Here is a 26,046-nt window from a genome sequence, read left to right as displayed (position 1 = left end):
CACCTCGGTCCCGCCGCAGACCCCGCGTTCGGCTCCGCCGAGGACGCGGCGGAGGTGCGCGCCCGCATCGACACCAGCAAGCCGCACTCCGCGCGCTTCTGGAACTACTTCGTGGGCGGCAAGGACAACTACGAGAAGGACCGCGAACTCGGGGACCACATCAGGGAGATCTTCCCCGGCCTGGTCGACGTGGCGCGCACCAGCCGCCAGTTCCTCGGCCGCGCGGTCCGCCACCTCGCCACGGAGCAGGGCATACGCCAGTTCCTCGACATCGGCACGGGCCTGCCCACGGCCGACAACACGCACGAGGTCGCCCAGGCCGCGGCCCCCGACTCGCGCATCGTCTACGTCGACAACGACCCGCTGGTCCTCGCCCACGCCCGGGCCCTCCTGACGAGCACGCCCGAGGGCGTGACGTCGTACATCGACGCCGATCTCTACGACCCCGAGGCCATCCTGGAGAAGGCCGCGGCGACCCTGGACTTCTCGCGTCCCGTCGCCCTGATCATCCTCAACACCCTCGGCCACGTCGCCGACTACGACCGGGCCCGCGACCTGGTCGCCCGCCTGATGGCCGGTCTGCCGTCCGGCAGCTACCTGGTCATCAGCGACTCCACGGCCACCAGCGAGGGCATGATCGCCGCGTCGAACGAGTACAACAAGAGCGGCGCGATCCCGTACTACGTGCGCGAGGTCGCCGAGATCGGCGGCTTCTTCGACGGCCTCGACCTGGTGGAGCCGGGCGTCGAGCAGGTCACGCGGTGGCGGGCGGAGTCCGCGGACCCGACGCCGGTCGACGCGTACGGGGCGGTGGGGCGCAAGGCGTAGCGCCCGGTCCGGTCAGTCGGGCGGGGCCCCGAGGCGCGTCACGTCGGCGATGAGCCGGGTGTGCGCGCCCGGGGCTTCCCGGTCGAGCCGCCGGTAGAGGGCGAGCGCGGCGTCCCTCGCCTCCCGGCACTCCCGTGGGCGCTCCAGGGCGAGCAGCGTCCTGGCGTGCGCGACGAGCGCGTCCGCGTGCTCCTTGGCGTACTCCTCGCGCAGTCCCTCGGGCAGCCCCGCCAAGGCGGCCACGGCTTCCGCCGCGACCTGCTCGGCCTCCTCGTACCGCCTCATGTGGGACAGGTACTGGCCCTGATTGCGCAGGGCGCTCAACAGGCCGCTCACGTCAGGGGATTCCCCGCGGAAGACGGTCCGGAAGACCTGGGCGGACTTGTTGGCCGCCCGGAAGCCCATCGCGGGGCACGACGCGGCGCTCAGGGCCGCCGTCTGCACGAGGAAGGACGCTCCGAGCAGGGGCAGATAACCGCGGCCGTGGGCGGAGGCCAGTTCCCGCGCCAGCACGACGGCTTCGTCCGCGGCCGCCACGGCCTCCGTCGGGGCGTGACCCTCGACGCAGAGCTGCGCCAGGGTGTGCAGCGTCAGTACGTACTCCGCCCTGCGATAGGCCGTCGGCTCCAGGCGCATGAGGCGGCGCCCGATGGACGCCGCCTCCGCGAGGGCTTCCCGTGCGCCCGTGAGGTCGCCGAGGTCCGTCAGGACCTGTGCCTTGGTGGTCAGTGTGGACGCCAGTTCGGGGAGATAGGCGTCGGGGTGGTCGTCGGCGGCGGCCCTGCGGGTACGCAGCGACTCCTCGGCCGCCTCCAGCGCCTCGGCGTGCAGGTCCGCCTCCCGGCAGCGCTGGGCGAACGTGTTGAGCGACCGGGCGAGGTCGGGCAGCGTGCCGGGTTGCCGGGCGGCCAGATCGCGGCGCATGTCGACAGAGGCGCGGGCCGTGTCCAGTGCTTCGCCGAGGTCACCGGTGTCGGCGAGGTTGATGGCGAGGTTGTTCAGTGCTCCCGCCAGGACGGAAAGGCGGTCATCGGGGTCCTCCGGCTGCCAGGTCTTCACCAGCCCGATGCTCTTCCTGCCGTCCCGCACCGCCTCTTGTGCCCGCCCCAGCTTTCCGAGGGCCGCGGCCCTGTGGTGCAGCAGCAGTCCTTCAAGCAGCGGCTGCCCGGTCGGCACGGTGTCGAGGAGGCCGAGCGCGGACGTCACGGTGGTGAGGGTCTGCTCGTAACGGTGGTCGGACATGAGCCTCATGGCGAGGTTGTGCAGGGAGGCCGCGCGCTCCACCTCGGGGTCCTGCGCCTGCTCGTCCACGAGCTGCGCGAGCCGGTCGGCGAGGCGGATGCTCCACGAGGCGAGCGCGCGGGTCATCAACGGGGTGCGTAGGGAGAGTTCCCGCAACTGGTCGGGCGGCAGCAGTTCCTCGGCGAGGATCAGGTCGAGCGCGGCGATCAGGATCGCGGGTTCCGCGCTGCGGGTTCCCGCGGCGACCAGCAGGGGCGCGAGCCGGGCCGGGTCCGCGCGCACGGCTGTCAGCAGGACGTTCTCCAGCGCCTCGGTCCCGATCCGTGCGGCGGCCCTGCTCAGTACGAGGAGGGAGTTCACGGCCTCCTCGGCGTGGAGGACGCCCACCAGACGCAGGAAGATCTCGGGTTCGGCCGCCACGCAGGTGCCCACGAGGTACTCGCCCAAGGGGTCGGGCTCCAGAGGACCCCACTGCTGGCGGACGCCGTCCTCGGCGGGCTCGGGCCGGGGGTAGAGCCCGCCCACCCAGTCGGCCACGGCCCAGCGCACCGACTCCGGGTGCTCGCCGATGCGCGGTACCCGGTGCAGGATGTCGTGCGCGCGGCCCCTCGGCACCGGTCCCGCCAACGTGGCCGCGACGACGGCGTTACGCAGGGCCGCGTCACCGAGTCCGTCGAGCGGTGCCCGCCGCGACGTCCTGCGCCAGTAGGCGCTCTCGTGCAGCAGCAGCGTCTCCTGCGCGCCGCGCACCTCCGCCGAGGAGTACGGCGCGAGGACCCCGGCCAGCGCCGCCATGTGGATGTCGAGGATCGTCCGCGGCCGCCCGCGCGGGGAACGCCGGTAGAAGGCGGAGGATTCGTCGGGCGGGGCGGTCACGGCGAGGCCGAGCGCGAGCGCGCCCCGCGTCAGGTCCTCCACCGCCGTACGGAACGCCTCGTCCTCGTCCACTTCGAGCGACTCGGTCTCCGGGATCGCCCAGCGCCTGACCTTCTCCTTCTCCGTCACGTCGGACGCCTCGGGCGCGCAGTCGGCGCGTACGACGTCCCACCATTGGCCGACCGAGCGCGCGACGAGGAGGACCTTGAACGGACGGCCGGGCGGGCGCCTGCTCAGGATCTTGAGGAGGGCACCGAGGTCGTCCACGTGGCTTTCCGCGTAATCGATCACGAGGAGGACGGGGGCCGTCGCGCGGGCGATCCTCCGGTGCTGCTCGGGCCCGCTGTACCTGCTCAGGTGCACCACGGCGTACCTCGAAGCGGCGAGGCGGTGGCCCACTTCGCGGGCCATCCTGGTCTTTCCCGCCCCACCGGGGCCCGTCAGCAGGGCCACCGACAGGCCGTCGCCCGAGGTGCTCCACTCCACCATCGCGTCGAGGAGTTCACGGCGCCCGGTGAACCGCACCGTCTCCGCTCTGGGGTGCAGCAGCGTGACCGCGGAGCGGGGCACCAGGGGCTCCGCCGCCTCGGCGCCCTCGGCGAGTTCGGCGGGTTCGAGGTGCACGGCCGTGCCGGTGTGACGGTGGATGAGTTCGCGGAATCCGTCGTCCGCGAGGAGCGCGTAGGCGGGAACGGCTTCGAGCCGACTGTGCGGCCAGCCCGGCAGGTCCTCGACGGCGACCCCCACGACGGTGTCGCCGCACCAGACGGCCCCGCCCGAAAGACCGGCCCACGGCGACGCCGCCGGGGCTCCGACCGGCGGGCTGCCTCCCTGGAGGGCCAGTACGTACCGGTCCCTCTCGACGGCTTCCAGCGGGTCGAGCGACCCTCGGAACACCGCGGACCCGACGCGTCCGTCGCGGCCCGCCAGCGCGGTGAATCCGAGGATCGTGACGTCGGCGAGGTCCGATGTCACCGCCCTTCCCCAGCGCACGGGATCCACGGCGGGGAGCACGTCCTCGTCGGCCAGCAGGAGGGCGGCGTCGTAGGGGCCGTCGGAACGGGCCCACACCACCTGGCAGTTGGCCGACACGCCACCGGGGGTCTGTACCGTCGCCTGTGTGTGGTCGCCCAGCACGTGCTGGGCGGTCAGGACGAGGCGCGGCGCGAGCAGATAGCCGGAGCCCTGCCCAGCCGCCTCCACCACCGCGACCCGGCGCCTGTCCTCCACTACGGACCCGCCCCTCAGCGCCCGAAGGAGGAGTCCAACTTCCCGACGTCCGCCTTGTCCTGATTACTGATCAGAAGCGGGCCGCCGGAGCCGTCCTTGGGCGTGAGGACCAACTTCACCCGGTGGACGTCCTCCTTGGCGACCTTGCCGGAGACGTCCGCGGACACCACGGAGCTGAAGATCTTGCTGAGGCCCACCTTGGCGGTGCCCTCTTTGGTCAGGGTGAAGGCGAACTCCATCTCGATGGGCCCGACTTCGAACTTCACCCCACTCGCGGCCCCCGCGACAGCGGCGGCCATCAACTCGTCCCGCAACGCCTGCACGGCCTCCCCGACCCCGATCCCCTCGGCCACGCTTCCCCCTCGTTCCACGGTTCGTTCCGGGTATGCCGCGCATACTCTACGGCGATGGCGTGGCGGGCCGGTCCCATTCCTCGACCCAGGCGTCGAAGTCCTCTTTGCCGTGCAGGTACTGCCCCGGGCCCTCCAGGAGATCCGCTCCGGACAGCCGGTCGAGGGCGGTCCGGATCCGCCCGTCACGCAGCTGCGGGGAATCGCCCTCCATGGCGTCCAGCGCCCATCCCGACACCTCCTCGGGCGTGACCGCACCGGCGGCGAGGGAACGCAGACGGGAGCGGATCGCCGCTTCCAGGGAGCCGTCCGCCCCGGACCAGTCGAGGCCCCGGCCGCCCTCGGCGCAGTCGACCCGCCTGAGCTCCGGCCCGCTCACGTCCTCGGCGCCCGACACGTAGGCCAGCCAGCGCAGTTCGTCGCAGGCGAAGAAGGACTCGCCCCAGGTGTCGGCCCAGATCCGCACCGTCCGCCCCTGATCGCCGCGGCGTAGCGCTCCCTGCCGCGCCGTGCGAACCGCGGGGCCCGCGCCGAGAGCGGACCGCTCACCTCGGCGAACCACGCGGGCACGGCGGCCACCGGCAGGTCCTCCTCGGCGAAGTCCGCCGAGAGGGCGATCCCCAGCGCGGCGTCGAGCACGGACCGCAGGCGTGCCTCGTACTCCGCGGCGGGCACGGTCAGCGTCACGTCGAACGTGCTCAGCACCGGGGGCGCGTCCTGCGGGGGCGGGCGCCGGGCGACGCGGAGGCGCTCCTGCTCGATGTCCTCGATCTCGTGGAACACGCGCGTCGTCAGTCCTCCCCAGGAGCCGGAACCGTCGCCAAGAACGTCTCGATCTCCTGGCGGACGTAGCGCGACACATCGGTCAGGACCGCCACGGTGTCGCGGAGCTCGCGGGCCAGTTGCGGTGCCGCTGCCCAGATCTCCGGCTTGCCGGTGACGACGGCGTACAACAAGTCGTCGTCGAACCAGCCGCCCTCCGCCTGCCGCGGCGCCGCGTCCCGGAGGATCTCCACCGCCAGCGGCAGCAGCCAGGCCGTGCCCACGTCCTGCCTGATCAGCCGCGCCAGCTCATGCGGCTCCAGGGTCCCGACGGGGCGGCGCCGCATCTCGTGCACGGCTCTGACCAGGGCAGTCGCGTCCGCGGGCGGATCCGGCCAGCGGTGCCCCTCCAGTTCCTCCAGGGACCTGCCCCGGTCGAGCGGCCCCGTCACCGTGGAGTTCCTCATTCGCCGACCCGCGTGTGCTCCAGCCAGCGCTCCAGGGCATCCCGCGTGCCCCGCGGAGTCTCCGGCGATGCCGCCATGCGCGTACCGAGATCCCGAAGTGATGGGAGGTCATGGGGGTTCCTCAGGAGGACGCAGTCCGTCCACTCCTCCCCCTTCGCTCCCCGCACGAGGACGGTTCCGTCGAGGGACAGCATCGCGAAGTCGACGTGGCCCGCGCCGCGCCCCGTCACCCCGGCCTCGGCGCCCGCGCCCGCGAGGTCGCAGTCCACGGTCAGGGCCACCCGCGCCCACCGCAGGGAGTCAGGGTGCGTGGCCTCCCTGTCGCCGACGGCGAGCAGGAACTCCGGGGCGTCCGGCTGGAACAGTCCCTGGTCCGCGCTGAGCATGTACCACTCGTGGTTCACCCTCTCCCGCAGGTCGGGCGCATCGGATTCCACGCTCACGGCCCATTCCTGACCGCCGGTTTCCACGGAATCCGCGAAGAACGCCAGGCTCGGAGGGATGAGCGGTGCGGACGGGTCCGCGAGGCCCAGGTATCGCAGACCCGCCTTGGTCAGCGAATTCTCCAGTTCTGCTTCCCGCATGGCATTCCTTCGAGATGAGCGTTCGCGGCCCGCGCCTAGTTGGACCGCGGCTGCGCCTTCGCCCAAGGGTACGGGATGACCTGGTCGTAGTTGTGCGATCCGTCCTTGCGCCTGCCGAAGTAGGCGATGTTCCCTTCCCGGTCCACCACAACTCGCGCCTGACTCAACGGATTTCCGTTGTCATAAATCGGCTGGTCCTTCCACCGCTGCCCTGCGCGGGAATTTCCACCCCGATAATTGTCGGCCACCCGATCGTGGGCCGGACCGGTATAACGCTGTTCCTTGTTGGGATTCTTGACGATGTCGTCCACCAGCTTATGAATGTCCTCTGGTGTTTCGAACCAAGCCTTGCGGTCCTTGTTCCCGCCGATGCGCCGGGTGATCTCCTCCGGCGAATAGTTCTCGTCCGGCACCCAGTTGCTCGGCGGCACATCGGCGTCACCGCACTCCGGTGCGAGCCCGAGCGGGTCCGTCCAGGTGCACGGGTTGTGCGGATAGGTGAAGGCGTTGTCCGCCGGACGCAGACCCAGTGGGTCCGGTGAGTGGTAGCGGCCCGTACTCGGGTCGTAGTACCGGAAGTAGTTGTAGTGCAGGCCGGTCTCCGGGTCGAAGTACTGGCCCGGGAAGCGGAGCGGCGTGTAGGCGGTGCTGTCGGCGGCCCAGCTCGTGGTGCCCCAGAGGGTGGAGCGCATGCGCCAGGCGATGTCACCGTCCTCGTCGACCAGTTCCGTCGGGGTGCCGACGAGGTCGGTGACGATGGCGTAGAAGCGCTCGTCGATCTGTTCCTGCGACGGCCCGTCGTCGGCGGAGCCGCTGCCGTCCGAGGAGCCGTCACCGCCTTCGTGGGCGGCGATGCGTTCCGTCTGCGCCAAAGGCCGCACCGCGTCGTGGTCCCACGTCAGCGTGACGGGGGAAGCGAGCCCGTCACCCCGTGTGGTCTGTTCGCAGAGCGTCGTGCCGTCCCAGGTGAAGTCGACGCGCTCGGTGACCGTCTCCCCGTCGCCGGCGAGCCGCTCCTTGGCGATGCGCCGCCCGAGCGGGTCGTAGGTGTACCGCCACCGCGTCCCGTCCGGCGTGACGACCGACGTGAGCCGGTCCTCCGCGTCCCAGGTGTACCGCCAGGTGTCCGGCTTGCGCGACAGGCGGGTCTTCTGGCGCAGCACGACGCGGCCCGCGGCGTCGTGCTCGTACCGGACAGCACCCGCCCTCAGGAGCGTCATTCCGGCCAACTCGCGTGCTCCTTGGGCCTCTTGGCCCGGGTGCGCCGCGGGCCAGGAGGCGTCCGTCTGGTTGCCCGCCGCGTCGTACGCGTACGTCTCGCGCCACCCCTCGGCACTGACACCCGTGACCCGGCCGACCTCGTCGAGTTCGAAGGCGCGGCTGCCGCCAGACGATTCCTCGATGTCCGTCAGATAGCCGTCCGCGCGGTATCGGTAGGCGCGTTCCTGGACGCGACGGTCCTCGGAGCCGGTGACGGTCTGGGTCCGCGGGCGGCCCAGTTGGTCAAACGTGTGGGCGACGGTGAGGTGGTCTCCGACGTGGCGGGTGATCTCGCGTCCCGCCGCGTCGTGCTCGAAGCGCAGGCTGTGTCCGCCCGTCGTCAGTCCGGTGCGGTTGCCGACCGCGTCGTACGACCAGGTGCTCACCACTCCGGTGGGCGTAGTGCGGTGTGTGCGGCGGCCCAGCTCGTCGTAGGCGTAGCTCAGTTCCCTGCCTGCCACCGTCTCCGCGCGGAGCTGGCCCTTCTCGTCCCAGTGCCATTCGACGGCCGTGCCCGACGTGGCCGCGCGCAGCATGCGGCCCGCCACGTCGTACGTGAAGTCGGTGACCTGCCCGGCGACGTCCTTCCGTGCCGCCTGTCCGAGCGCGTCGCGCCAGTAGCGGATCTCCTCACCGAGCGGGGTCGTGCGACGGGTCAGCTGGCCTGCCGCATCGTGCGTGTACCGCTGCGAGCGTCCGTCGAAGTCCGACTCCGCGACCAGACGGCCCGCTGCGTCGTACTCGTACGTCCAGGTGAGGCCCTGTGGATTGGTGACCGTGGTGAGCCGCAGTTCACTGTCGTAGGTGAACGCGTGGCGCACCCCGTCGGCACTCGTGCGTGCCGACAGGAGGTCGAAGTGGGTGTACTCGAAGCGCGAGACCGCGCCACTCGCGGCCGTGTGGTGCGTGCAGTTGCCCTCGGCGTCGTAGAGCCACGTCTCCTGCGAACCGTCAGCCGCCACACGCCTGGCGGGCCTCCCCTCGACGGTCCACTCCAGGCGGGTCGACGCCCCGAGCGGGTCCGTCAGAACGGCGAGCCGCCCGAACGCGTCGCGCTCATAGGTGCTCACCGCACCCCGTGCGTTCGTGACCGTGAGCGGCAACCCCGCAGCATCACAGCGGACCCGCACCGCGTGCCCCAGGGCATCCGTGACCTCCGAGAGGCCACCCGCCGAGTCGTAGGCGAAACGTGTGGTGCGGCCCGCGGGGTCGGTCACGGCGACGGGGTTGCCCGTGCTGTCGTACTCCCGCACCCAGCGGGAGCCGTCCGGGTCGACCGTCAGAGCCGGGAGGCCCGACTCGTCGAACTCGACGGAGGAGTGCGCACCGTCCGGCCGCGTCACCTGGATCAGGCGGCCGACCTGGTCGTACGCGTACCGCGTCGTCCGGCCCAACGGGTCGACGTACGCGGTGAGTCGGTGTTCCTCGTCCCACTCCTGGTGGGTGACATGCCCCAGCGGATCCGTCTCCCGCACCAGCCGATACGCGTCGTTGTGCTCATACACCCGCACATGCCCCAGCGAGTCCGTCACCCGCGTCGTGTGCGTCGCGTCCTCATACGTCAGCGTCGAGGCGAGTGCGTCGCCGGTGCCGCCGGTGGCCGTGACCCGGCCGCGTTCGTCGTAGACGTACCAGTACGTCGTGCCGTTGCGGTCGGTCCAGGAGGTGATGCGGCCCGCGTCGTCGTAGGTGTAACGCATCGGCAGGCCCGAGGAGTTGGTCTCCTCCACCAGGTGGCCTGCCTCGTCGTAGCCGAAGGTGACCAGCGTGGTGCCGGGGGCCTTGGGGGAGGTGGGGTCCAGCAGGCGCAGGCCGGTGATGCGGGAGTTGGTGGCGTCGCGGTCCAGTGCGATGCGGTAGCCGCCGGAGTGGGTGACCGCCAGCGGGAGGTCGCCGTCGGGCGCGTACTCGATGGTGATGCGGTTGCCGTTGCGGTCCTCGATGGACTGCAGGGGGACGTCGACCGCTTCGCCCGCGGCGGCGGGGAGGGGGCTGTGGAAGGTGTGGGTCAGGCCCGTGTCGGGGTCGTGCACGCACAGCGCGCCGTCGAAGCCGTCGGCGTAGGAGAGGGTGAGGCGGGAGCCGGGGGTGTCCGGGGTGACGGAGGGGGTGCCGGTTTCCGGGGACGGTGGGGGGAAGCAGAGGCGCGCGCCGTCCGCGGCGGCGTAGATGAAGCCGTCCGCGTCGGCCTGGATCCGCTGGTCCAGCGTGGAGGCCCAGGACGGGCCGAACCAGCCGCCGAAGCGGTAGGAGGACAGGTGGGTGCGTTCCAGGAGCAGGGGCAGGACGCCGGGGAGCCGGACGTCGGTGCGGGGCAGCGCCATGTCGCCGGTGGCCACGTCGATGGGGTCGCGGACGAACTTCTTGAGGGCGTTGCGCACCGAGGCGGGGAGTTTGTCGAAGCCGGGGCGCAGGGAGAGGCGCTGGAAGGCGGCGCAGTTGAGTTTCATCGCGCCGCGGAGTTTGGAGAGGTCCTTGGGCTTGAGTTTGCCCAGGCCCTTGCCCAGCAGTTTACCCAGGCTGCCCACGCCGACGCCGAGGGCCGCGCCCAGCGCGAGGGTCTCGGCGAGTTTGCCGGGATCCTTGAAGGTGGCGGGGTCCTTCAACAGGGTGTCAAGGGCGGCGAACTTGGCGCCCTCGCCCGCCATCTTGCCCACCCGGGCGATCGTCTTGATCTCCTTGAGGGCGCGCAGCGCGCGGCGCAGTCCGCGGATGACCTCAAGGACGGCGCGGATGGCGCGGGCCATCGCGGTGCCCGCGTGCTCGATCCGGCCAAGCAGGGCCATCACCTTCGCGAAGCGGGCGCCCGCGGCGAGGCTGCTGACCACGGCGGAGGCGCCGCCGGTGAGGACGGACAGGGCCAGGCCCGCCATCTCCACCTCGATGATCTCCAGGATGATGACGTTGAGTTCGGTCAGCAGCTCGTGTGCTTCGTCCGCGTACTTGTCCAGCGCGTCGGCGCCGTCGCGCAGCGAGTCGGCCATCTGGGTGGCCTGCGTCCGGGTCTTCTTGGCCCGCTTGTTGAACGCGGTGGCGGTCTTGCCCTCCCAGGTGACGTCCTTGAGGGCGGCTTCGGCGTCCTTGACCGAGGCGTCCACGGCCTTGGCCAGCTCGCGCCACTTCTTGGCGATCTCGCGGACGCCGTCCGGGTCGACGGCCGGGTCGGAGATCCCCAGGAACTCCATCATGGAGGCCATGTTGTCGCCGGCCATGTGGTTGAACTTGTTGATGTAGTGCAGGGGGTTGAGGTCGACCACCGGGCTCAGCCCTGCTTCTTGCCGCGCGCGGCGGCTTCGAGCAGCACGTCCAGGACGTCGAACGCCTCGGAGAGGTCCGTCATCAGCTTGGCCTCACCGTGCCACTCGTCCACCAGGTCCCCGGCGACCTCGGCGAGCGTCTCCATGCCCTCGCGCACGTCATCGGTCGCACTCATCAACGCACCCAGCGCGCCCAGGGCCGACAGGTCGTGCGAGGCAGTCTTGAAGTCGTGCAGCGGCTTGGCGATGTGATGCGGCGCCTTGCGCAACAGCGGCGCCGCCTTCGCGATCGACTCCGAGTCCTTACCCAGGTCCCCCATGGCTGCCGTCCCCCGAAACGCCGCGTTGCTGTGTGCACATGCCAACGGCAGACAGTAGCTGTCACGGGTAAGCGGAACGCCTTCATTCAGTCATGAGACGGCAAAGAGGCCCGGAGAACCTTGACCGCCTCGTCGAACGCCGAGTCCCGGTTCTTCTCGAACTCCTCCTTCGTGAAGACCGGCGTACGCAGGTGGGGCGGGATGCCCGCGCCGTCGAAGGTCCGGCCCGAGCGGGTCAGGAACTCCTCGTTCGGGAGGCCGACCGCCATGCCGTTGGGAAGCTTGCGTTCCATGACGTCCGAGAAGACGCCCTGCGTCGCTTCGCCGATGCGGACCGTCCCGCCGGGGCGGTCGATGAGCGCCTGGGTGAAGGTCTCGCCCGCGCTGACCGTCGAACCGCCCGTCAGGACGGCGACAGGACCGGTGTAGCGGGGCACGCCCTTGGCGGGCCGCACGGGCACCGGCTGCGGGCGCGTGTACCGCGTGCGCTTGCTGTAGGCGAGGTACGGCGTGTCGGTCAGGCGCCCGGCGATGTGCAGGCCGAGCGCGTCGGAGCCGCCGCCGTTGACCCGCAGGTCGATGATCAGCCCCTTGAGGGAGGCGGTGCGCGCGGGGGTGAGGACGGTGTCGAGCGCCTTGTCGAGTTCGGCGAGCTGGGCGGCGTACGACGGGTCCTTCGTGTCGTAGCCCGCGAAACCGGAGATGCGCAGATAGCCCTGCCCGCCGGGCAGGTCCGCGTAGCTGATCCGGCCGCTCGCGAATTCGCGCGGCTTCTTGCCGCCCAGGTCGCGCCGCACGATGTGGTTCTTGACCTTGGTGTCCAGCTTCTCGCTCGGCACGGTCGTCCCGGGGCGGACCTGGTAGAACCGGTGATCGCCGTCGACGACAGCGACATGCGCGTCGTGAAGCGGCTTCACCATCTTGCTGAAGACGGCGAAGAGTTCGTCCCGCGTCGTGTCGGCGTGCACCTGGGGCCGGTACGTGTCCCGTACGGCGTGCCAGTCGATCCCCTTGGCCGCGAAGAAGGGGTAGTTCTCCTCGAAGGACTGCCAGAAGACGTCGAACGCCGTCACCGGGTCCTTGGGCATCGCGGTGCCGCAGCCCTCGGGGAGCTCCGCGACGCGCCGCAGCTGCCGGTCGCCGGCCGAGCCCGACGCGTGCAGGGTGGCGCGCCGCGCCCCGTCCCTGCGGACGGTGAGGAGCGTCCGGTCGGCGTCCTGGTACTCCCCCGGCGCCGTCCGCCGCGCGGAGAAGCCCTTCTGGCAGCTGACGTCCGTGGTCTGGTACTCCCGCATGCGCCCGCCCTCGATGGCCAGGACGGCGCCGTAGCCCTCCATCCGCCAGAGACCGTCGACGGACGTCGGCCGCGGGGCGGCGGATCGCGCCGTCGCCGCGACGGGCGCCATCGCGCCGCCCGCGAGGGCCAGCACCACGGCGACCTGCACGGCCTTGGAACTCCTGTGTCGCACGGCTTCCCTCTCCCTGTACATGAGCTGCGTCAGGAATCACGATCGCCGAGGAGCACGGCCCGGACCATCCGGCGTACCGGTCAATCGACAGGGGGGATATCCCCCGGGGTCACAGCGCCTTCATGACCTTCCCGAGGTCCACGAACTTGAAGTTCGTGGACGGGCGCTCGCCGTCGCCGGGCGCGTCGTGACCGTCCTGCACGACCAGCAGGCCGTGCGGGTACTTCGGGCCCAGCGGCTCGTTCAGCGCTGCCGCGCCGTCGCACTCCTCGGAGCCGTCGAGCGCGCCGCCCGCCGGGGTGACGCGGAAGCCGCCCTCGTACTCGTTGTGGTCGCTCAGCTCGCGGTCGTACGCGGCGAAGGTGTTGTCACCCTGGCTGGAGGCGAGCAGGTAGCCGTCGCCGTCGGACTCGTGGACCAGGGTGAGGCCCTCCACGTCGGCCGCGATCCGCTTGCCGCCGTAGCCGGGGTCGGGGCCCGGGGTGCACTCCTCCGTCTCCTCGTCGTAGGTACCGGGGACGCCGTACTCCCTCACCTTGTCGACGAGTTGGGGCGCCCCCGTCAGGTCGGCGGGCATCCGCCAGATGCCGACGTCCTCCTGGCCCGCGTACAGCGTGCCGTTGGCCGGGTCGACGACCATGCCCTCGACCTGCGGGAGTTCACCGGGCTCCGCGCACGGGCTCCACGAGGTGCCGTTCGGCAGCCGGAAGGAGGAGGGCAGGTCAAGGGTGCGGATCTTGCGGTACGAGACCTTGCCGCCCTGCCCGGGGAGCAGTTCGAGGAGCGCGACGCTGCTGCGCTCGCGCTGGCTGACCAGGGCGTACGAGCGGCCGCTCGCCTTGTCCTGCCAGGTGGCGAGCCCGTACGCGGTGCGCTGTTCGTTGATCTCGGCCTGGTCGGCGGAGAACACGGGCGGGGCGGCCGGGTCCGTGACGTCGGTGAGCGGACCGCCGGGCCGGTCCGGGTCGATGCGGTAGAAGCGGAGCCGGTCGTGGCCGCGGTCGCTGGTGACGGCGAGATCCGCGCGGCCCGACGAGAGCTTCAGGCCGTGGACCAGGTCGACGTTGTTGAAGCGGCCAGGCGCGTCGTCCTGCCCTTCAGCAGGGGGTGCAGCTATCGACTGCACGGGCCGCGCGTCCAGGTCGTACGCGCGCAGACCGCCCTCCTTCGCCGTCGCGATCACCAGGCTGCGCGCCGGGTTCGCCGCGTCGCGCCAGATCGCGGGGTCGTCGGCGTCGGCGTTGCCGCCCGCGTCGTCGTCGTGCAGCACGGGCGTCTCGGCGCGGGGCGTGACACCCGGCAGCGGGTCGGCCGTGGTGCGGGCGGGCGCGGCGGCCGTGGCCGTGGCGCCCGCCAGGACGGTGGTCAGTGCGAGCAGGACCGGGCCGATCGTTCGATGGGTCGGACGGCGTCTGGTCACGCGGTGTCTCCTCGTTCCGGGGTCGGACGGATCTTGCGTGAGACTGGGGCCTGCGGGTGTCGGCCCGGCGTACGCGGCACGTCCGGCAGCACCCCTCCCGGATGTACGGGGAGTGAACCAACTCCCCTGTACGTCAGGCGGGTTGGACGTTCAACGCGAGCTCGGCCCACACCGTCTTGCCGACGGGCCGCTCCGTCACGCCCCACTCGGCGGCCAGCGCGGCCACGATCACGAGCCCCCGGCCCGACTCCCCGTCGGGCGCGGGCCGTTCGGGTTCCCGCGGCGGCCTGCTTTCGGCACGGGTGTCCGAGACCTCGACACGCAGCGTGTCCGCGTGGAGCGTCAGGCGCAGCTCGAAGTCACGGCCGGGTACGCGACCGTGGGTCACCGCGTTGGCGGCGAGTTCGGCGACGATCACCTCGGCGGCGTTGGACGGTTCGGAGTCGTACGGGATGCCCCAGCCGTCCAGGTGGTACCTGGCCAGCCTGCGGGCGAGGCGGGCGCCTCGGGGCGTCGAGCTGAGGCGTTCGGTGACTTCCCGCGCGGGAGCGGCGGGTTGGAGTTGGGTCGGCATGATCTCACCGTGGCCGTACGGGCGGGCCGCACACCAGCAACCAAACTCGTACGCTGAGTCAGCGTACGAGTACAAAGGGTGGACAGGTGGGGTAACGGACCGTGACCATGGGGCTGTTGGCGGGGATCAGCACACGAGCGTCGGGGGTTACCCGTGATGTCGTCGAGCACCAAAGAGCCAGAGCCGTCGGACGGCCTGAAGACCTTCGGCGCGGTACTGAAGAGTTTCCGCAAGCGGGCCGGTGTCACACAGGAGGCACTGGCCGAGGAGGTCGGCTGTTCCTCGCACTTCCTGGCCTCCATCGAACAGGGCAGGCGGTTCCCGCCGGTCGGCTTCATCGACCAGTGCGAGTCCTCCCTCGACGCGTTCGGCACGCTGCGGCTCGCCGCGAACCAGCTGACGCGCAAGCCGGGCCTTGCGACGTGGTTCCGCCAGTGGGCCCTGCTGGAGCAGGAGGCGCTGGCCCTCAACACGTACGAATGCCGGTTGATCCCGGGTCTGTTGCAGACCGAGGCATACGCACGGACGCTGTTCGTCAACCGGCTTCCACCTCTGGGTGACGAACAGATCGAGGCGAGGCTTGAGGCTCGATTCGAGCGCCAAAAGCTGCTTACCGGACGGCCGAACACGGCCTATAGCTTCATCCTTGAGGAACATTTGTTCCTGCGCCGCATGGGTGGGCATGAAGTCACCATGGAACTCATCGACCACGTTCTCGGTCTCGCCGAGCGACGGAACATCGAGCTTCAGATCATGCCGGTGGTGCGGGACAGCCATGCAGGGCTGGACGGACCGATGCAAGTGCTAGAGACCCCGGACAACAGGTGGTTCGCCTACGGAGAGGGACAGGAGAGCGGCCAGCTCATCTCCGACTCGAAAGTCGTCAGCATGCTCCAGATGCGGTATGCCAGGATGCGCGCACAGGCTCTCTCGTTCGAGGACTCGGTGAGCCTGCTGGAGCAGATGCGAGGAGCAGCATGAGCACCCCCGAACTGGCCTGGTTCAAGAGCAGTTACAGCAGCGGCAGCTCAGGCGACTGCCTTGAAGTCGCCCTCACCTGGCGCAAGTCGAGCTACAGCAGCAGCGGCGACGGAGACTGCGTAGAGATCGCCCCCTGCCCCACCACCATCCACGTCCGCGACTCCAAGAACCCAGAAGGCCCCCGGCTCGCCCTGAACCCCCGCGCCTGGGCGGAGTTCGTGGCGTACGCCGAGGGCCGTTGAAGCCGTCGTCGGTCAGTACTGCGGCTGCGACTGGGGCTGGTTCTCCACCAGTTCCCGCGCCTCCTCGTCCGTCGCGACGGACGGCGGTGAGCCTTCGAGCGGCTGACGCGCCGTCTCCTTCATCGCGGCGACGGCGATGATGCCGACCAGACCGGCCAGCATCGTGTAGAACGCGGGCATCAGGTCGTTGCCGGTGGCGCTGATCAGGCCCGCGACGACCAGCGGGGTCGTACCGCCGAAGAGGGAGACGGAGATGTTGAAGCCGATGGAGAGGGAGCCGTAGCGGACGTCCGTCGGGAAGAGCGCGGGCAGCGAGGACGACATGACGCCCAGGTAGCAGACCAGGGCGAGGCCGAGGATGAGCAGGCCGGTGAAGACCGCGACCGTGCCGCCCTGCTTGATGAGCAGGAACGCGGGCAGGGCGAGGACGAAGAAGCCGACCGAGCCCGCCATCAGGACCGGCTTGCGGCCGATGCGGTCGGAGAGGCGGCCCACCGAGTTGATCAGCGCCATCAGGATCAGCATGACGATGACGATGGACATCAGGCCGCCCGCTTCGCCGAAGCCGAGCTGGGTGAGGTAGGTCGGCATGTACGACAGCAGCATGTAGTCGGTGATGTTGAACGCCGCGACCAGCGCGATGCAGAGCAGCATCGCGCGCCACTGGCCGAAGAAGGAGTCCTTGAAGGACTTCTTCTGGCGCTCGGCGGCCGGGCCCTCGCCCTCCTCCATCTTCTGGAAGGCGGGCGACTCGTCGAGCTTCATGCGCAGGTAGAGGCCGATGAGTCCGAGCGGCGCGGCCACCATGAAGGGGATGCGCCAGCCCCAGGACTGCATGGCGTCGTCGCTGAGCAGCATCGTCAGGGTGGTGACGAGGACGGCGGCGACGGTGTAGCCGATCAGGGTGCCGAACTCCAGGAACGAGCCCCAGAATCCGCGCCGCTTGTCGGGGGCGTACTCGGCGATGAAGGTCGCCGCTCCCCCGTACTCGCCGCCCGTGGAGAAGCCCTGCACCATGCGGCAGAGGACGAGCAGGATCGGCGCCCAGACGCCGATCGTGGTGTAGCTGGGGATCAGGCCGATGGCGAGCGTCGCCGCCGACATCATGATCATGGTGAGCGCGAGGATCTTCTTGCGTCCCACGCGGTCGCCGAGCGGGCCGAAGAACATGCCGCCGATGGGGCGCACCAGGAAGGCGGCCGCGAAGGTGGCGAGGGACGACAGCGTCTGCGCGGTGTCGTTGCCCGAGGGGAAGAACTCCTTGCCGATGATGACGGCGAGGTAGGCGTAGACGCCGAAGTCGTACCACTCCATGGCGTTGCCCAGGGCGGTCGCCTTGACCGCGCGCTTGACCTGGGCTTCCTCGGTGACGGTGATGTCCGACTGGCGCAGCCGCGGGTTCTTGCGGCGGTGGATCACGCGGAAGAGCGCGCGGTGTCTCGCGACGGCCTCCGGAGCGGGGGGTGCCGGTGTTTCGGGGGCTTCTGGCGCGCTCACGGGCGGGTCAACTCTCTCGGTCGTCTCCTGGCTGGACGTCGATCAACATTGCCAACCGGTGGAGCCAGAAAGTGCCCGCCATTGGTCCTTGCCGCAATGGCCCCAAGTCCCTTATCGGGAAGGACTTGGGGCCTGAATCGCCACAAAGCGAACGGACTACGCCGTGCTCACCTCGCGTACAACTGACTCTTCGGCACGACCTGCTGCTCCTGCCCGGGGCTCGACCAGAGCAGTTTCAGATGGGCCTCGCCCGTCTGCTCCGCGTACTCGACCTTGATCGAGTGGCGCTTGCCCGCGGTGAGGGCGACCTGCGCCTTGTCGATCCTCGGCTCGTGCGGCGACCAGGAGTCGATGACGAGCTTGCCGTCGATCCAGACGCGGGCCATGTCGTCCGAGATCGTGGTCAGGGTGTACGTCTCCGTGCGGCGCGGCTCGATCGAACCGGTCCAGCGGACACTGAAGTTGTCGGCGGGGATCGACGCGTCCGGCGAACCGGCGAACTTCCAGGCGTGGTTGAGGGTGGGGTCGACGCGAGTGACCTTCGGGGCGCCTTCGAACCTCGCGTTGTCGAAGACCTCCTGCTTGAGGCCCTTGCCGCGCCCGGGCCGTGCCGTGGGTCCGGGGTCGACGGTCAGCTCGACGACCGTCGCGGTGTCGTTGGTGGCCGCGCCGGACGGCTTGATGTCGTAGCCGTCGCCCGCCTTGGTGACGGTCACCTTCTGGCCGCTGCCGAGGACGCGGGCGGCCTTCACCGTGAACGCCGTACGCGCCGTCAGGTGCAGGGAACCGCCCGCCGATGGCCACTGGGTGACCGCCGCGTAGAGCTTGTCTCCCTTCCTGCTGACCGAACCCCAGGCGGGCTCCTCGACGAGACCGCCGTAGCGGGCGCCGAAGACCGCGTCGCCCTGGCCCGCCGTGCGCAGCCAGTCGCCCATCTGCTTCAGGCGGTCGACGGAGGGCTGGGGCACGCGGCCGCGCGCGTCGGGTCCCACGTTGAGGAGGTAGTTGCCGCTGCGCGAGGTGGTGGAGAGGAGGTTGCGGGTCAGGGTCCGGGCGGACTTCCAGTCCTCGTCGTAACGGGCGTATCCCCAGTGGCCGTTGAGGGTCATGCAGGACTCCCAGAGCTGGCCGTCGACCGGGGCGCCCGGGATCTCCTGCTCGGGGGTGCCGTAGTCGCCGTCGACCACGCGGCGCTTGCCGACGCGGTTGTTGATGACGAGGTCGGGGTCGAGGCCGCGGAGGTACGCCTCCAGCTTCTCGCCGTCCTTGGACGTCCACGGGTTGTGCGGATTGTCGGTGTCCCACTCGCCGTCGAACCAGAGCAGCGCCGGGTCGTAGTTGTCGACCAGCTCCTTGAGCTGGGCGTACATGCGCTTCTCGTACCGGGGGAAGGTGGCCGGGTCCGCGAAGTCCTTGTCGTGCCAGTCCCAGATCGAGTAGTAGAAGCCGAGCTTGATGCCCGCGTCGTCGGATGCCTTCTTCAGCTCGGCGAGGATGTCGCGGTTCTTGTCGAAGGACGAATGGTCGCGCAGGTTCCAGTCGTTGACCTTCGTCGGCCACATCGCGTAGCCCTCGTGGTGCTTGGACGTGATGACGATGTACTTCATCCCGGCGTCCTTGGCGGCCTTGACGACGGCCTTGGCGTCGAAGTCGGCGGGGTTGAAGCCCTGCGCCTGCTTCTCGTACGCGTCCATGGGGATGTCGCACTGCCGCTTGATCCACTCGGCGTCGCGGCAGACGGTCCCGTCGGGACGCTTGTACTCGCCCTCCAGGTTCGAGTACGCGCCGAAGTGGATGAACATCCCGAACCGGTCCTGGCGGAACCAGTTGGTGCGGTCGGCGGTGAAGGGGTCGTCGGTGGCGTGGTCGGTGCCGGGCCCCGCGGGCCGCGCGCTGTCCTGGGCGGGGGCGTCGTTCGGAACGGCGGACGCGGTCGACATGGCGGCCGTGCCGACGAGGGCCACGGCGAGGAGCAGGGCGATTCCAGTGGCTCTGTGGCGCATGGGGCGGCTCCCGGGGTTCCCTAGGTTGGGGGGGTCGCTCGGGAACGTAGGGACGAATACATCGGATGTCAATGGGGTCAACTGGCGCGATTCTCCGCTGGGTTGCCCTTGTCGCACCTCTACTGCTCCGATGACTGAGGCGTCTCGCACTGCTCTGACGACGGAGGCGCCTCGGCGGCCTTGCGGCCCTGCGACCCACGGCCCGGGCTCCGGGGCAGCCTTCCGCCGCCCCGGAGCCCTCCCCGCACACCACCTCCCGAGCCCTCGGCCGGGGAGGCGTCTCTCAGTTGAATCCGTTGAAGTTGAATCAGTTGAAGACGACCACGTCCGTACGCATCGGAAGCGGGCTGCCCCAACCAATGTTGATCTTGAACCATACGACCCCGCTGCCGGGGGCGATGTTGTCCACCTGGAACGGCGCGGAGCCGACGAACCTGTTGCCGTTGCCGTCGACCTCGGAAGCCGTGATGACCACGGTCGAGTTCGGGTTGATCACGCTCAAGGAGATCGGCAGGTCCCACGCCCCGTTCCCCGGGCTCCACCACTGCGCGCTGCGCCACACCTCGCCGACGTTGCCGCCGATCGCCTCGGCACTCGCGTCCCGAGCCGCCTCCTGCACGTCCTTTTGGAACTTGGGGGTGACGGCGTTGGTCGAATTGACTGTCGTCATGGCTGTTCTCCGATCCGTGCTCGCGAAGTACTTCTTGCCAACTCCCCTGAGCACAAGGTGAGTTGGGCCGCATTTCGCTGTTCGAGATGCGGCGTACCCAGTGTTTCCCGCAAGGTGGCGAACCCTCAGATTCCGGTCCGTCCAGCGGAACACCCACGGAAGGACATGCCGTTTCAGAGGCGCCGCGTCGACCGTGGTGGCGGACGGGCGCCGGTGTTGCCCAGGCGGCCCCACGCGGCCCGGCTGGAGCCGGAGCCAGGGCCCGGGGGCCGAGGGTGCGGAGGCGCTGATCTACCGCTCAACCGCCCCGGGGCGAGTCCGCCGTATGGCCCACCCCACCAGCGCCGCCGAAACCACCGTGAGCACCGCCCCGGAGACGGTGGCCGCCTCCCGGAACTGCCCGGTCTGCGCCGAACTCCAGTGTCCGGCGGTGACGTTGCCGACGAAGACCGCGGCGAGCACGGTGCCGACCACGGCGACGCCGGCCGCGGCGGTGACCTCGGCGGCGGTGTCGAGGAGCGCCGCGCCGGTCGAGGTGCGGTTGCGGGGCAGGCCGTCCAGCACGTTGACCCCGGCCGCCGCGCCGACGACCCGCAGGCCCGCGGCGACGAACACCAGCGCGGCCGCCACCCACGGGTAGCCGAACGTGCCGAACACGGTGTAGACGGCGAGCCCGGCCACGACCGACCCCGCGCTGATCCAGGCGGCGCGGTCGATGCCGACCCGTGCGACGAAGCGGTGGACGAACGGGCCGCCCGCGATCAGCACGACGACCTGGGGCAGCATGCCGAGGGAGGCGAGGGCGGGCGACCAGCCCCGGTCGAGTTGCAGTTGCAGGGTCACCAGGTAGGCGAGCCCGGCGTTCGCGAGGCCCGCGGCCGCCTTGTAGGCGAGGCCGCCGGAGACCTTGGGCCGGGCGACGAGCGCGAGGTCCAGCAGCGGGTGTGCGGTCGATCGCTCACGTACGACGAACAGGATCGCCGCCGCGAAGAACCCGGCGACGGCAGCCCACGGCGCCCACGATCCGGCGCCCGAGTGCTCGAACAGGGTGGGCGCGACGAGCGCGAGCACGATCGTCGCGGTGCCGAGCACGCCACCGGCCAGGTCGGCGGGCGCCCGATGCAGGTCGGCGGGGTCGTCGGCCGGGACGCCGAGCCGGATGCCGACGATCGCGAGCACCACGATCGGCACGTTCATCAGGAGCAGGAGCTGCCACGGGGCGAAGGAGAGCACGAGGCCGCCCACGGTCGGGCCGATCGCCAGGCCGACCATGCCCACGGTGGAGATCAGAGTGATCGCCCGGACCCGGAGCCCCTCCTCGCCGAACAGCCGGAAGGCCATCGCCATGGTCCCCGGCGTGGTCATCGCGGCCGCGAGGCCCATCACGGCCCGGACGGCGATCAGCTCGCCGGTGTCGGTGACGGCCACCGTCGCCAGGCTCGCCACGCCGAGCAGGGCCAGGCCGACGAGCATCACGCGGCGGCGGCCGAGCCGGTCGGCGACCACGCCGAACACCAGCATCAGCGCGCCGAACACCACCGAGTAGCCGTTCGTCACCCACTGCAACGCGACCGTCGGAGCCGCGAGATCGCGGCCGATCGTGGGCAGGGCGACGTTGAGGACGGTGTTGCTCATCATCTCGAACAGGAAGACCGCGGAGAGGCCCACCAGAGCCACCCACGCTTCTCGCAGGGAACGGAACGCGCCGGACGGCTCGGCCGCCGGGCGTTCCTGGGTGACGCGTGGGGACGACATGGGATTCCTCTCGGGCGGGACAAGGGAGGCGACGACGAACAGTGTTCGTGCTACGAATGCTGTTCTACACACGAACACCGTTCGGGTCAAGCTATGCTGGGTGGCATGGCCAACAAGAGGGCTCCAGGTCACGCCGAGACGCGTGACGAGTGGGCGGCGAAGATTGCAGCGCTGAGCGAGCCGGGCAGGACCGAGCGGCAGGGCAAGGCCCCCATCACGGTCGGGCGGATCATGGAGGCGGCCTTCGGGCTCGTCGAGGCCGAGGGCTTCGACGCGCTGACCATGCGCCGGGTCGCCGCCGCGCTCCAGACCGGCCCCGCCTCGCTGTACGCACACGTACGCAACAAGGCCGAGCTGGACGAGCTGCTGATCAGCGAGCTGTGCGGCAGGGTGCCCGTGCCGGAGCCCGACCCGGCGCGGGCCACGGAGCAGATGCTGGAGATCTGCCGTTCCCTGCGCGACGAGTACCTGCGCTATCCCGGGATCTCCCGCGTCGCGCTGGCCTCCGCCCCGAACAGCCTGGAGGCGCTGCGGCTCAGCGAAGGCATGCTGACGATCCTGCTGGCCGCGGGGGTGCCGCCCCGGCCCGCCGCGTGGGCGATCGACGCCGCGTTCCTCTACGTCTCGGCCTACTGCTTCGAGGTGTCGCTGCGCTACCGCCCCGACAGCGGGGCCGACCAGCGCGTCCTGGACAGGGACGCGGTCGCGGAGCGGTACCGGATGCTGCCCCGTGACGCGTTCCCGAGCACGGTCGCCCACATCGAGGAGCTGACCTCCGGCGAGGGGCACGAGCGCTTCGAGTTCACCCTCACGACGCTGCTCGGCGGACTCGCGCGGGGGCCGATCGGTTAGCGACCCGGGCCGGACGGGGCAGGAAACACCACGGCCCGCACCGCACCGCCCCCGGCCCCACGGAGCCCGCATGCCACTGCCCCGCCGCACCTTCCTCACCGGCATCGCCGGTACCGCAGGCGCCGCCGTCGCCTGTTCCGGCAGCGCCGCCGACGGCGTTCCCTCCGGCGGCGCCCCCGCCCCGCGCGGGGACGCCGCCGCCGACGCGGCCCGACGACTGCTCCCCCGCCACGGGGACCAGCTGACCTTCCATGCGACCCCGGCCGCCGACGCGGACGCCTTCCGGGTGACCGGCCGCCCCGGCGACATCACCGTCGAAGGACCCACCCCCGCCGTCCAACTCGCGGGCCTGCGCCACTACTTGAAGCACACCGCGCACGCCAACATCACCTGGGCGGGCAGCCAGACCGACCTGCCGAAGCGGCTGCCCGCGCCCACCCGTCCCCTCACCGGCACGGCCAACGTCCCCCACCGCTTCGTACTCAACGACACCAACGACGGCTACACCGGCGCCTACCACGACTGGGCCTACTGGGAGCGCGAGATCGACGTGCTCGCGCTGCACGGCTACAACGAGGTCCTCGTGTACCTCGGCGCCGACACCGTCCAGCACCGCGTCTTCCAGGAGTTCGGCTACACGGACGAGGAGCTGCGCGCCTGGATCCCGGGCCCGGCGCACCAGCCGTGGTGGCTCCTGCAGAACATGTCGTCGTTCCCGCACCCCGTGTCGCGACAACTCCTCGACGCCCGCGCCCACCTGGGCCGCCGCGTCTGCGACCGGCTCCGCGAGCTCGGCATGACACCGGTCCTGCCCGGCTACTACGGCACCGTGCCGACCGGTTTCACCGACCGGAACCCGGGCGCGAGGACGGTCCCGCAGGGCGAGTGGGTGGGCTTCACCCGACCGGAGTGGCTGGATCCGCGCACCGGCCACTTCGCCCGCGTGGCCGCCGCGTTCTACCGCGCGCAGGACGCGCTCCTCGGCCCGACCACGATGTACAAGATGGACCTGCTCCACGAGGGCGGAAAGCCCGGCGACGTACCCGTCGGCGACGCGGCCAAGGGCGTCGAGAAGGCGCTGCGGACCGCCCACCCCGGTGCCACCTGGGTGATCCTCGGCTGGCAGCACAATCCCCCGAAGGCCATCACCGACGCCGTCGACACGGAGCGGATGCTCGTCGTCGACGGCCTCTCCGACCGCTTCCCCCACGTCACCGACCGCGAGGCCGACTGGGGCGCCACGCCGTACACCTTCGGCTCCATCTGGAACTTCGGCGGACACACCGCGCTCGGCGCCAACACCCCCGACTGGGCGGCCCTCTACGAGAAGTGGCGCACCAAGGACGGCAGCACGATGCGCGGCATCTCGCTCATGCCGGAGGCCGCCGACAACAACCCCGCGGCCTTCGAGCTCTTCTCCGAACTGGCTTGGCGCACAGGTGAGTTGGACCTCAAGAGATGGTTCAGCGAGTGGGCGGAGGCCCGCTACGGAGCGCGCGACCCGCACGCCACCGCCGCCTGGGACGTCCTGCGCCGCACGGCCTACGGCACGACCCGCGCCGACGAGTGGGCCGAGGGCGCCGACGGCCTGTTCGGCGCGCGCCCCGACCTGTCCGCGACATCGGCGGCGGCCTGGTCCCCCAAGAAGATGCGCTACGACCCCGCGGAGTTCGAGCCCGCCCTCGCCGAACTGCTCGCCGTGCGGCGGGACCTGCGCGGTTCGTCCGCGTACCGGCGCGACCTGCTCGACGTCGCGCGCCAGGCCCTCTCCAACCGGAGCCGCGTCCTGCTTCCTCGCATCAAGGAGGCGTACGAGGGCGGGGACGCGGCGCGCTTCGACCGGTTGACCCGCGACTGGCTGGACCTGATGGACCTGCTGGAACGCCTGGTCGCCACGGACTCCCGCCACCTCCTCGGCCGTTGGGTCGCCGACGCGCGATCGTGGGGCACCACCGACAAGGAGCGTGCGGAGCTCGCGTACGACCAGCTCTCCCTGCTCACGGTCTGGGGCACGCGCGCCGGGGCGGACGCGGGTCTGCGGGATTACGCCAACCGTGAGTGGGCGGGCTTGGTCGGCGGGCTCTACCGGCTGCGCTGGTCGCGCTACTTCGCGGAGTTGCGGGACGCGTTGGCGCGGGGGCGGGCGGCTGACGTGATCGACTGGTACGCCGTCGAGGAGGCGTGGATCCGCGATCCCGGTCGCCTCGCCACCCGCCCTTCGGGCGATACGTATGCCGTCGCGGCGCGGGTGCGGAGGAGGCTCTCGGGCGGGGAGTAGGCCCGGGGGCCGGGGGGGACGGTTCGTAGGCTGCGGGCGCATCGTGGCTGGTCGCGCAGTTCCCCGCGCCCCTAACTGCGACGGGGCTGGTCGTGCGGTTTCCCGCGTCCCTCGGCCCGTCGGGGTCGGCCGCCCATTTTCCCCGCCAGGGGGCGCCCCGTAAGGGGCGCGGGGAACTGCGCGATCAGCCCAAGCGGGCCCGCGGCCAAAGGACGCAGGGCCACGCCCCCACCCCGTAGGGGGCCAAGGGGGCGCAGCCCCGACATCACCTCACGGCCGACGCGGGCAGTCCTTCCACGCCAAGTGGTACACGGTACTGATGTCCCCGTCCGTCGAGTCCATCGTCATGAAGCTGGACTTCGCCGGATCGGACGACCCCACATCCACCCGCAACTCCGTGTTGATGTTGAAGTTGCGCCGCACACCACACGGCGCCCACACCAACTGGGCCCAGTCCGTACTGTCCGTGGCCTGCCAGTTGTCGTTGTAGACGCCCTTGAACTCGTGGCTGATCGCGGCCGTCTGGGGCGAGCCCTGGAAGTAGTACGACGCCTTCTCCGTGCCCTTGGCACCCGGCTGGAGCGAGGCGTAACCGCGATAGTCCGCACTGGCGATCGCGTAGGTGAAGCCCTGCGGAACGTGCACGATCAGGTTGAGCTGACAGTTCTTCCGGAAGGCCGTGGGGTCGGCCCCGGCACCCGCGCGGGCGAGGTAGTCGCTGTACGTCACCGTGAACGCCGTGTTGTCCTCGGAGACGGCGACGGCCGCGGTTCCGGCGGGGCAGCCGGAACCGTTCACCGTGGCGACCTCGATGACGATCTTGTCCGGGGGCGGGTCGAGGATCGCCGACGTGTTCTGCGCGGGCAGCGTCGAGCCGAACAGCGCCGCGACGGCGCCGGTCAGCAGCAGTGCACCAGCCATGGTTCTCCGTTCCATTACTGAGGTGGGGAGTTGGAGAAGAGCTGTGGTGCGATGAGCGGGCTGCAGGCGCCTGGAGCGGATTGCGTGAGCGTGGGGATCGTACGGACCAATGGATCCGGCGGACAGCGCGATGTCCGGCCAATCGACGCCACCGATCCAAACGCTGCTTGACGGGTATACGTCACGTCGAATCTCTGGTAGGAAACCT

Annotated in this window: 21 protein-coding genes; 5 read left to right on the top strand and 16 right to left on the bottom strand. The window is 70.6% G+C overall.

Annotation, left to right across the window (positions count from 1 at the left end; translation table 11 throughout):
• Nucleotides 1-54: 54 nt before the first annotated feature.
• Complete coding sequence (locus tag KY5_RS33405; protein WP_234363255.1) at nucleotides 55-828, top strand: SAM-dependent methyltransferase; 774 nt, start codon at nucleotides 55-57, stop codon at nucleotides 826-828.
• Between the two features lie 12 nt (nucleotides 829-840).
• Here the strand turns inward: KY5_RS33405 and KY5_RS33400 are convergent, their stop codons facing one another.
• The 11 genes from KY5_RS33400 to KY5_RS33350 all read right to left on the bottom strand — a co-directional run bounded on the left by KY5_RS33400 (nucleotide 841) and on the right by KY5_RS33350 (nucleotide 14,639).
• Complete coding sequence (locus KY5_RS33400; RefSeq protein ID WP_107645719.1) at nucleotides 841-4,176, bottom strand: tetratricopeptide repeat protein; 3,336 nt, start codon at nucleotides 4,174-4,176, stop codon at nucleotides 841-843.
• A 14-nt stretch (nucleotides 4,177-4,190) separates the two neighbouring features.
• Nucleotides 4,191-4,529 (bottom strand): trypco2 family protein, encoded by a 339-nt coding sequence (locus tag KY5_RS33395; protein ID WP_098245692.1) that lies wholly within the window; start codon nucleotides 4,527-4,529, stop codon nucleotides 4,191-4,193.
• 46 nt (nucleotides 4,530-4,575) lie between these two features.
• Nucleotides 4,576-4,992 carry a hypothetical protein gene (locus KY5_RS42785; RefSeq protein ID WP_234362987.1) on the bottom strand — a complete coding sequence of 139 codons (417 nt, stop codon included), beginning with the start codon at nucleotides 4,990-4,992 and terminating at the stop codon, nucleotides 4,576-4,578.
• On the bottom strand, nucleotides 4,902-5,309 hold the full coding sequence (locus tag KY5_RS33385; protein ID WP_199843354.1) for a hypothetical protein: 408 nt from the start codon (nucleotides 5,307-5,309) through the stop codon (nucleotides 4,902-4,904). The genes KY5_RS42785 and KY5_RS33385 overlap by 91 nt, the downstream gene beginning before the upstream one ends.
• An 8-nt stretch (nucleotides 5,310-5,317) precedes the next feature.
• Nucleotides 5,318-5,740 (bottom strand): contact-dependent growth inhibition system immunity protein, encoded by a 423-nt coding sequence (locus KY5_RS33380; RefSeq protein WP_234362986.1) that lies wholly within the window; start codon nucleotides 5,738-5,740, stop codon nucleotides 5,318-5,320.
• Between the two features lie 11 nt (nucleotides 5,741-5,751).
• Entirely contained in the window at nucleotides 5,752-6,339 is a 588-nt protein-coding gene (locus KY5_RS33375; RefSeq protein WP_234362985.1) for a hypothetical protein, read from the bottom strand.
• A 35-nt stretch (nucleotides 6,340-6,374) separates the two neighbouring features.
• Nucleotides 6,375-10,856 (bottom strand): DUF6531 domain-containing protein, encoded by a 4,482-nt coding sequence (locus KY5_RS33370; RefSeq protein ID WP_098245690.1) that lies wholly within the window; start codon nucleotides 10,854-10,856, stop codon nucleotides 6,375-6,377.
• A 5-nt stretch (nucleotides 10,857-10,861) separates the two neighbouring features.
• On the bottom strand, nucleotides 10,862-11,176 hold the full coding sequence (locus tag KY5_RS33365; RefSeq protein ID WP_055549276.1) for a hypothetical protein: 315 nt from the start codon (nucleotides 11,174-11,176) through the stop codon (nucleotides 10,862-10,864).
• 86 nt (nucleotides 11,177-11,262) lie between these two features.
• The gene (locus KY5_RS33360) at nucleotides 11,263-12,666 is read right to left on the bottom strand and encodes a S41 family peptidase (RefSeq protein ID WP_098245689.1); all 1,404 of its coding nucleotides are present in this window, start codon (nucleotides 12,664-12,666) and stop codon (nucleotides 11,263-11,265) included.
• An 88-nt stretch (nucleotides 12,667-12,754) separates the two neighbouring features.
• Nucleotides 12,755-14,065: a phytase gene (locus tag KY5_RS33355; RefSeq protein ID WP_098245688.1), complete on the bottom strand. Its 1,311-nt coding sequence runs from the start codon at nucleotides 14,063-14,065 to the stop codon at nucleotides 12,755-12,757.
• Nucleotides 14,066-14,198: 133 nt separating this feature from the next.
• Nucleotides 14,199-14,639, bottom strand: a complete 441-nt coding sequence (locus tag KY5_RS33350; RefSeq protein ID WP_098245687.1) for an ATP-binding protein — start codon at nucleotides 14,637-14,639, stop codon at nucleotides 14,199-14,201.
• Between the two features lie 156 nt (nucleotides 14,640-14,795).
• Here KY5_RS33350 and KY5_RS33345 point away from each other — a divergent pair, with 156 nt between their 5' ends.
• Together KY5_RS33345 and KY5_RS33340 are read left to right on the top strand one after the other, a co-directional pair.
• Nucleotides 14,796-15,620: a helix-turn-helix domain-containing protein gene (locus KY5_RS33345; RefSeq protein WP_098247639.1), complete on the top strand. Its 825-nt coding sequence runs from the start codon at nucleotides 14,796-14,798 to the stop codon at nucleotides 15,618-15,620.
• Nucleotides 15,617-15,862: a DUF397 domain-containing protein gene (locus tag KY5_RS33340; protein ID WP_098245686.1), complete on the top strand. Its 246-nt coding sequence runs from the start codon at nucleotides 15,617-15,619 to the stop codon at nucleotides 15,860-15,862. Before KY5_RS33345 ends, KY5_RS33340 begins: the two co-directional genes overlap by 4 nt.
• Nucleotides 15,863-15,874: 12 nt before the next feature.
• Here KY5_RS33340 and proP read toward each other — a convergent pair whose 3' ends face one another.
• From proP to KY5_RS33320, 4 genes are all read right to left on the bottom strand, one after another.
• Nucleotides 15,875-17,359 (bottom strand): glycine betaine/L-proline transporter ProP, encoded by a 1,485-nt coding sequence (proP, locus tag KY5_RS33335; RefSeq protein WP_098245685.1) that lies wholly within the window; start codon nucleotides 17,357-17,359, stop codon nucleotides 15,875-15,877.
• A gap of 167 nt (nucleotides 17,360-17,526) precedes the next feature.
• Nucleotides 17,527-19,362 carry an alpha-L-fucosidase gene (locus KY5_RS33330; protein ID WP_098245684.1) on the bottom strand — a complete coding sequence of 612 codons (1,836 nt, stop codon included), beginning with the start codon at nucleotides 19,360-19,362 and terminating at the stop codon, nucleotides 17,527-17,529.
• A gap of 307 nt (nucleotides 19,363-19,669) precedes the next feature.
• Nucleotides 19,670-20,032, bottom strand: coding sequence for a hypothetical protein (locus KY5_RS33325; protein WP_098245683.1), 363 nt, complete (start codon nucleotides 20,030-20,032; stop codon nucleotides 19,670-19,672).
• A gap of 291 nt (nucleotides 20,033-20,323) precedes the next feature.
• The gene (locus tag KY5_RS33320; protein WP_098245682.1) at nucleotides 20,324-21,787 is read right to left on the bottom strand and encodes an MFS transporter; all 1,464 of its coding nucleotides are present in this window, start codon (nucleotides 21,785-21,787) and stop codon (nucleotides 20,324-20,326) included.
• A 105-nt stretch (nucleotides 21,788-21,892) separates the two neighbouring features.
• On the opposite strand from KY5_RS33320, the gene KY5_RS33315 reads away from it, so the two are divergent.
• Both KY5_RS33315 and KY5_RS33310 read left to right on the top strand, forming a co-directional pair.
• Nucleotides 21,893-22,639 carry a TetR/AcrR family transcriptional regulator gene (locus KY5_RS33315; protein WP_098247638.1) on the top strand — a complete coding sequence of 249 codons (747 nt, stop codon included), beginning with the start codon at nucleotides 21,893-21,895 and terminating at the stop codon, nucleotides 22,637-22,639.
• 70 nt (nucleotides 22,640-22,709) lie between these two features.
• The gene (locus KY5_RS33310) at nucleotides 22,710-24,917 is read left to right on the top strand and encodes an alpha-N-acetylglucosaminidase (protein WP_098245681.1); all 2,208 of its coding nucleotides are present in this window, start codon (nucleotides 22,710-22,712) and stop codon (nucleotides 24,915-24,917) included.
• A gap of 270 nt (nucleotides 24,918-25,187) precedes the next feature.
• On the opposite strand, the gene KY5_RS33305 is transcribed toward KY5_RS33310, so the two are convergent.
• A complete protein-coding gene (locus KY5_RS33305; RefSeq protein ID WP_098245680.1) occupies nucleotides 25,188-25,838 on the bottom strand; it encodes a DUF4360 domain-containing protein in 651 nt (216 codons plus the stop codon).
• Between the last annotated feature and the right edge of the window lie 208 nt (nucleotides 25,839-26,046).

Origin of the sequence: Streptomyces formicae (genome assembly GCF_002556545.1) — a bacterium.
GTDB classification, from domain to species: domain Bacteria; phylum Actinomycetota; class Actinomycetes; order Streptomycetales; family Streptomycetaceae; genus Streptomyces; species Streptomyces formicae_A.
The sequence above is the reverse complement of the archived record's forward strand: the minus strand, read 5'-3'. Positions and strand labels throughout refer to the sequence as shown.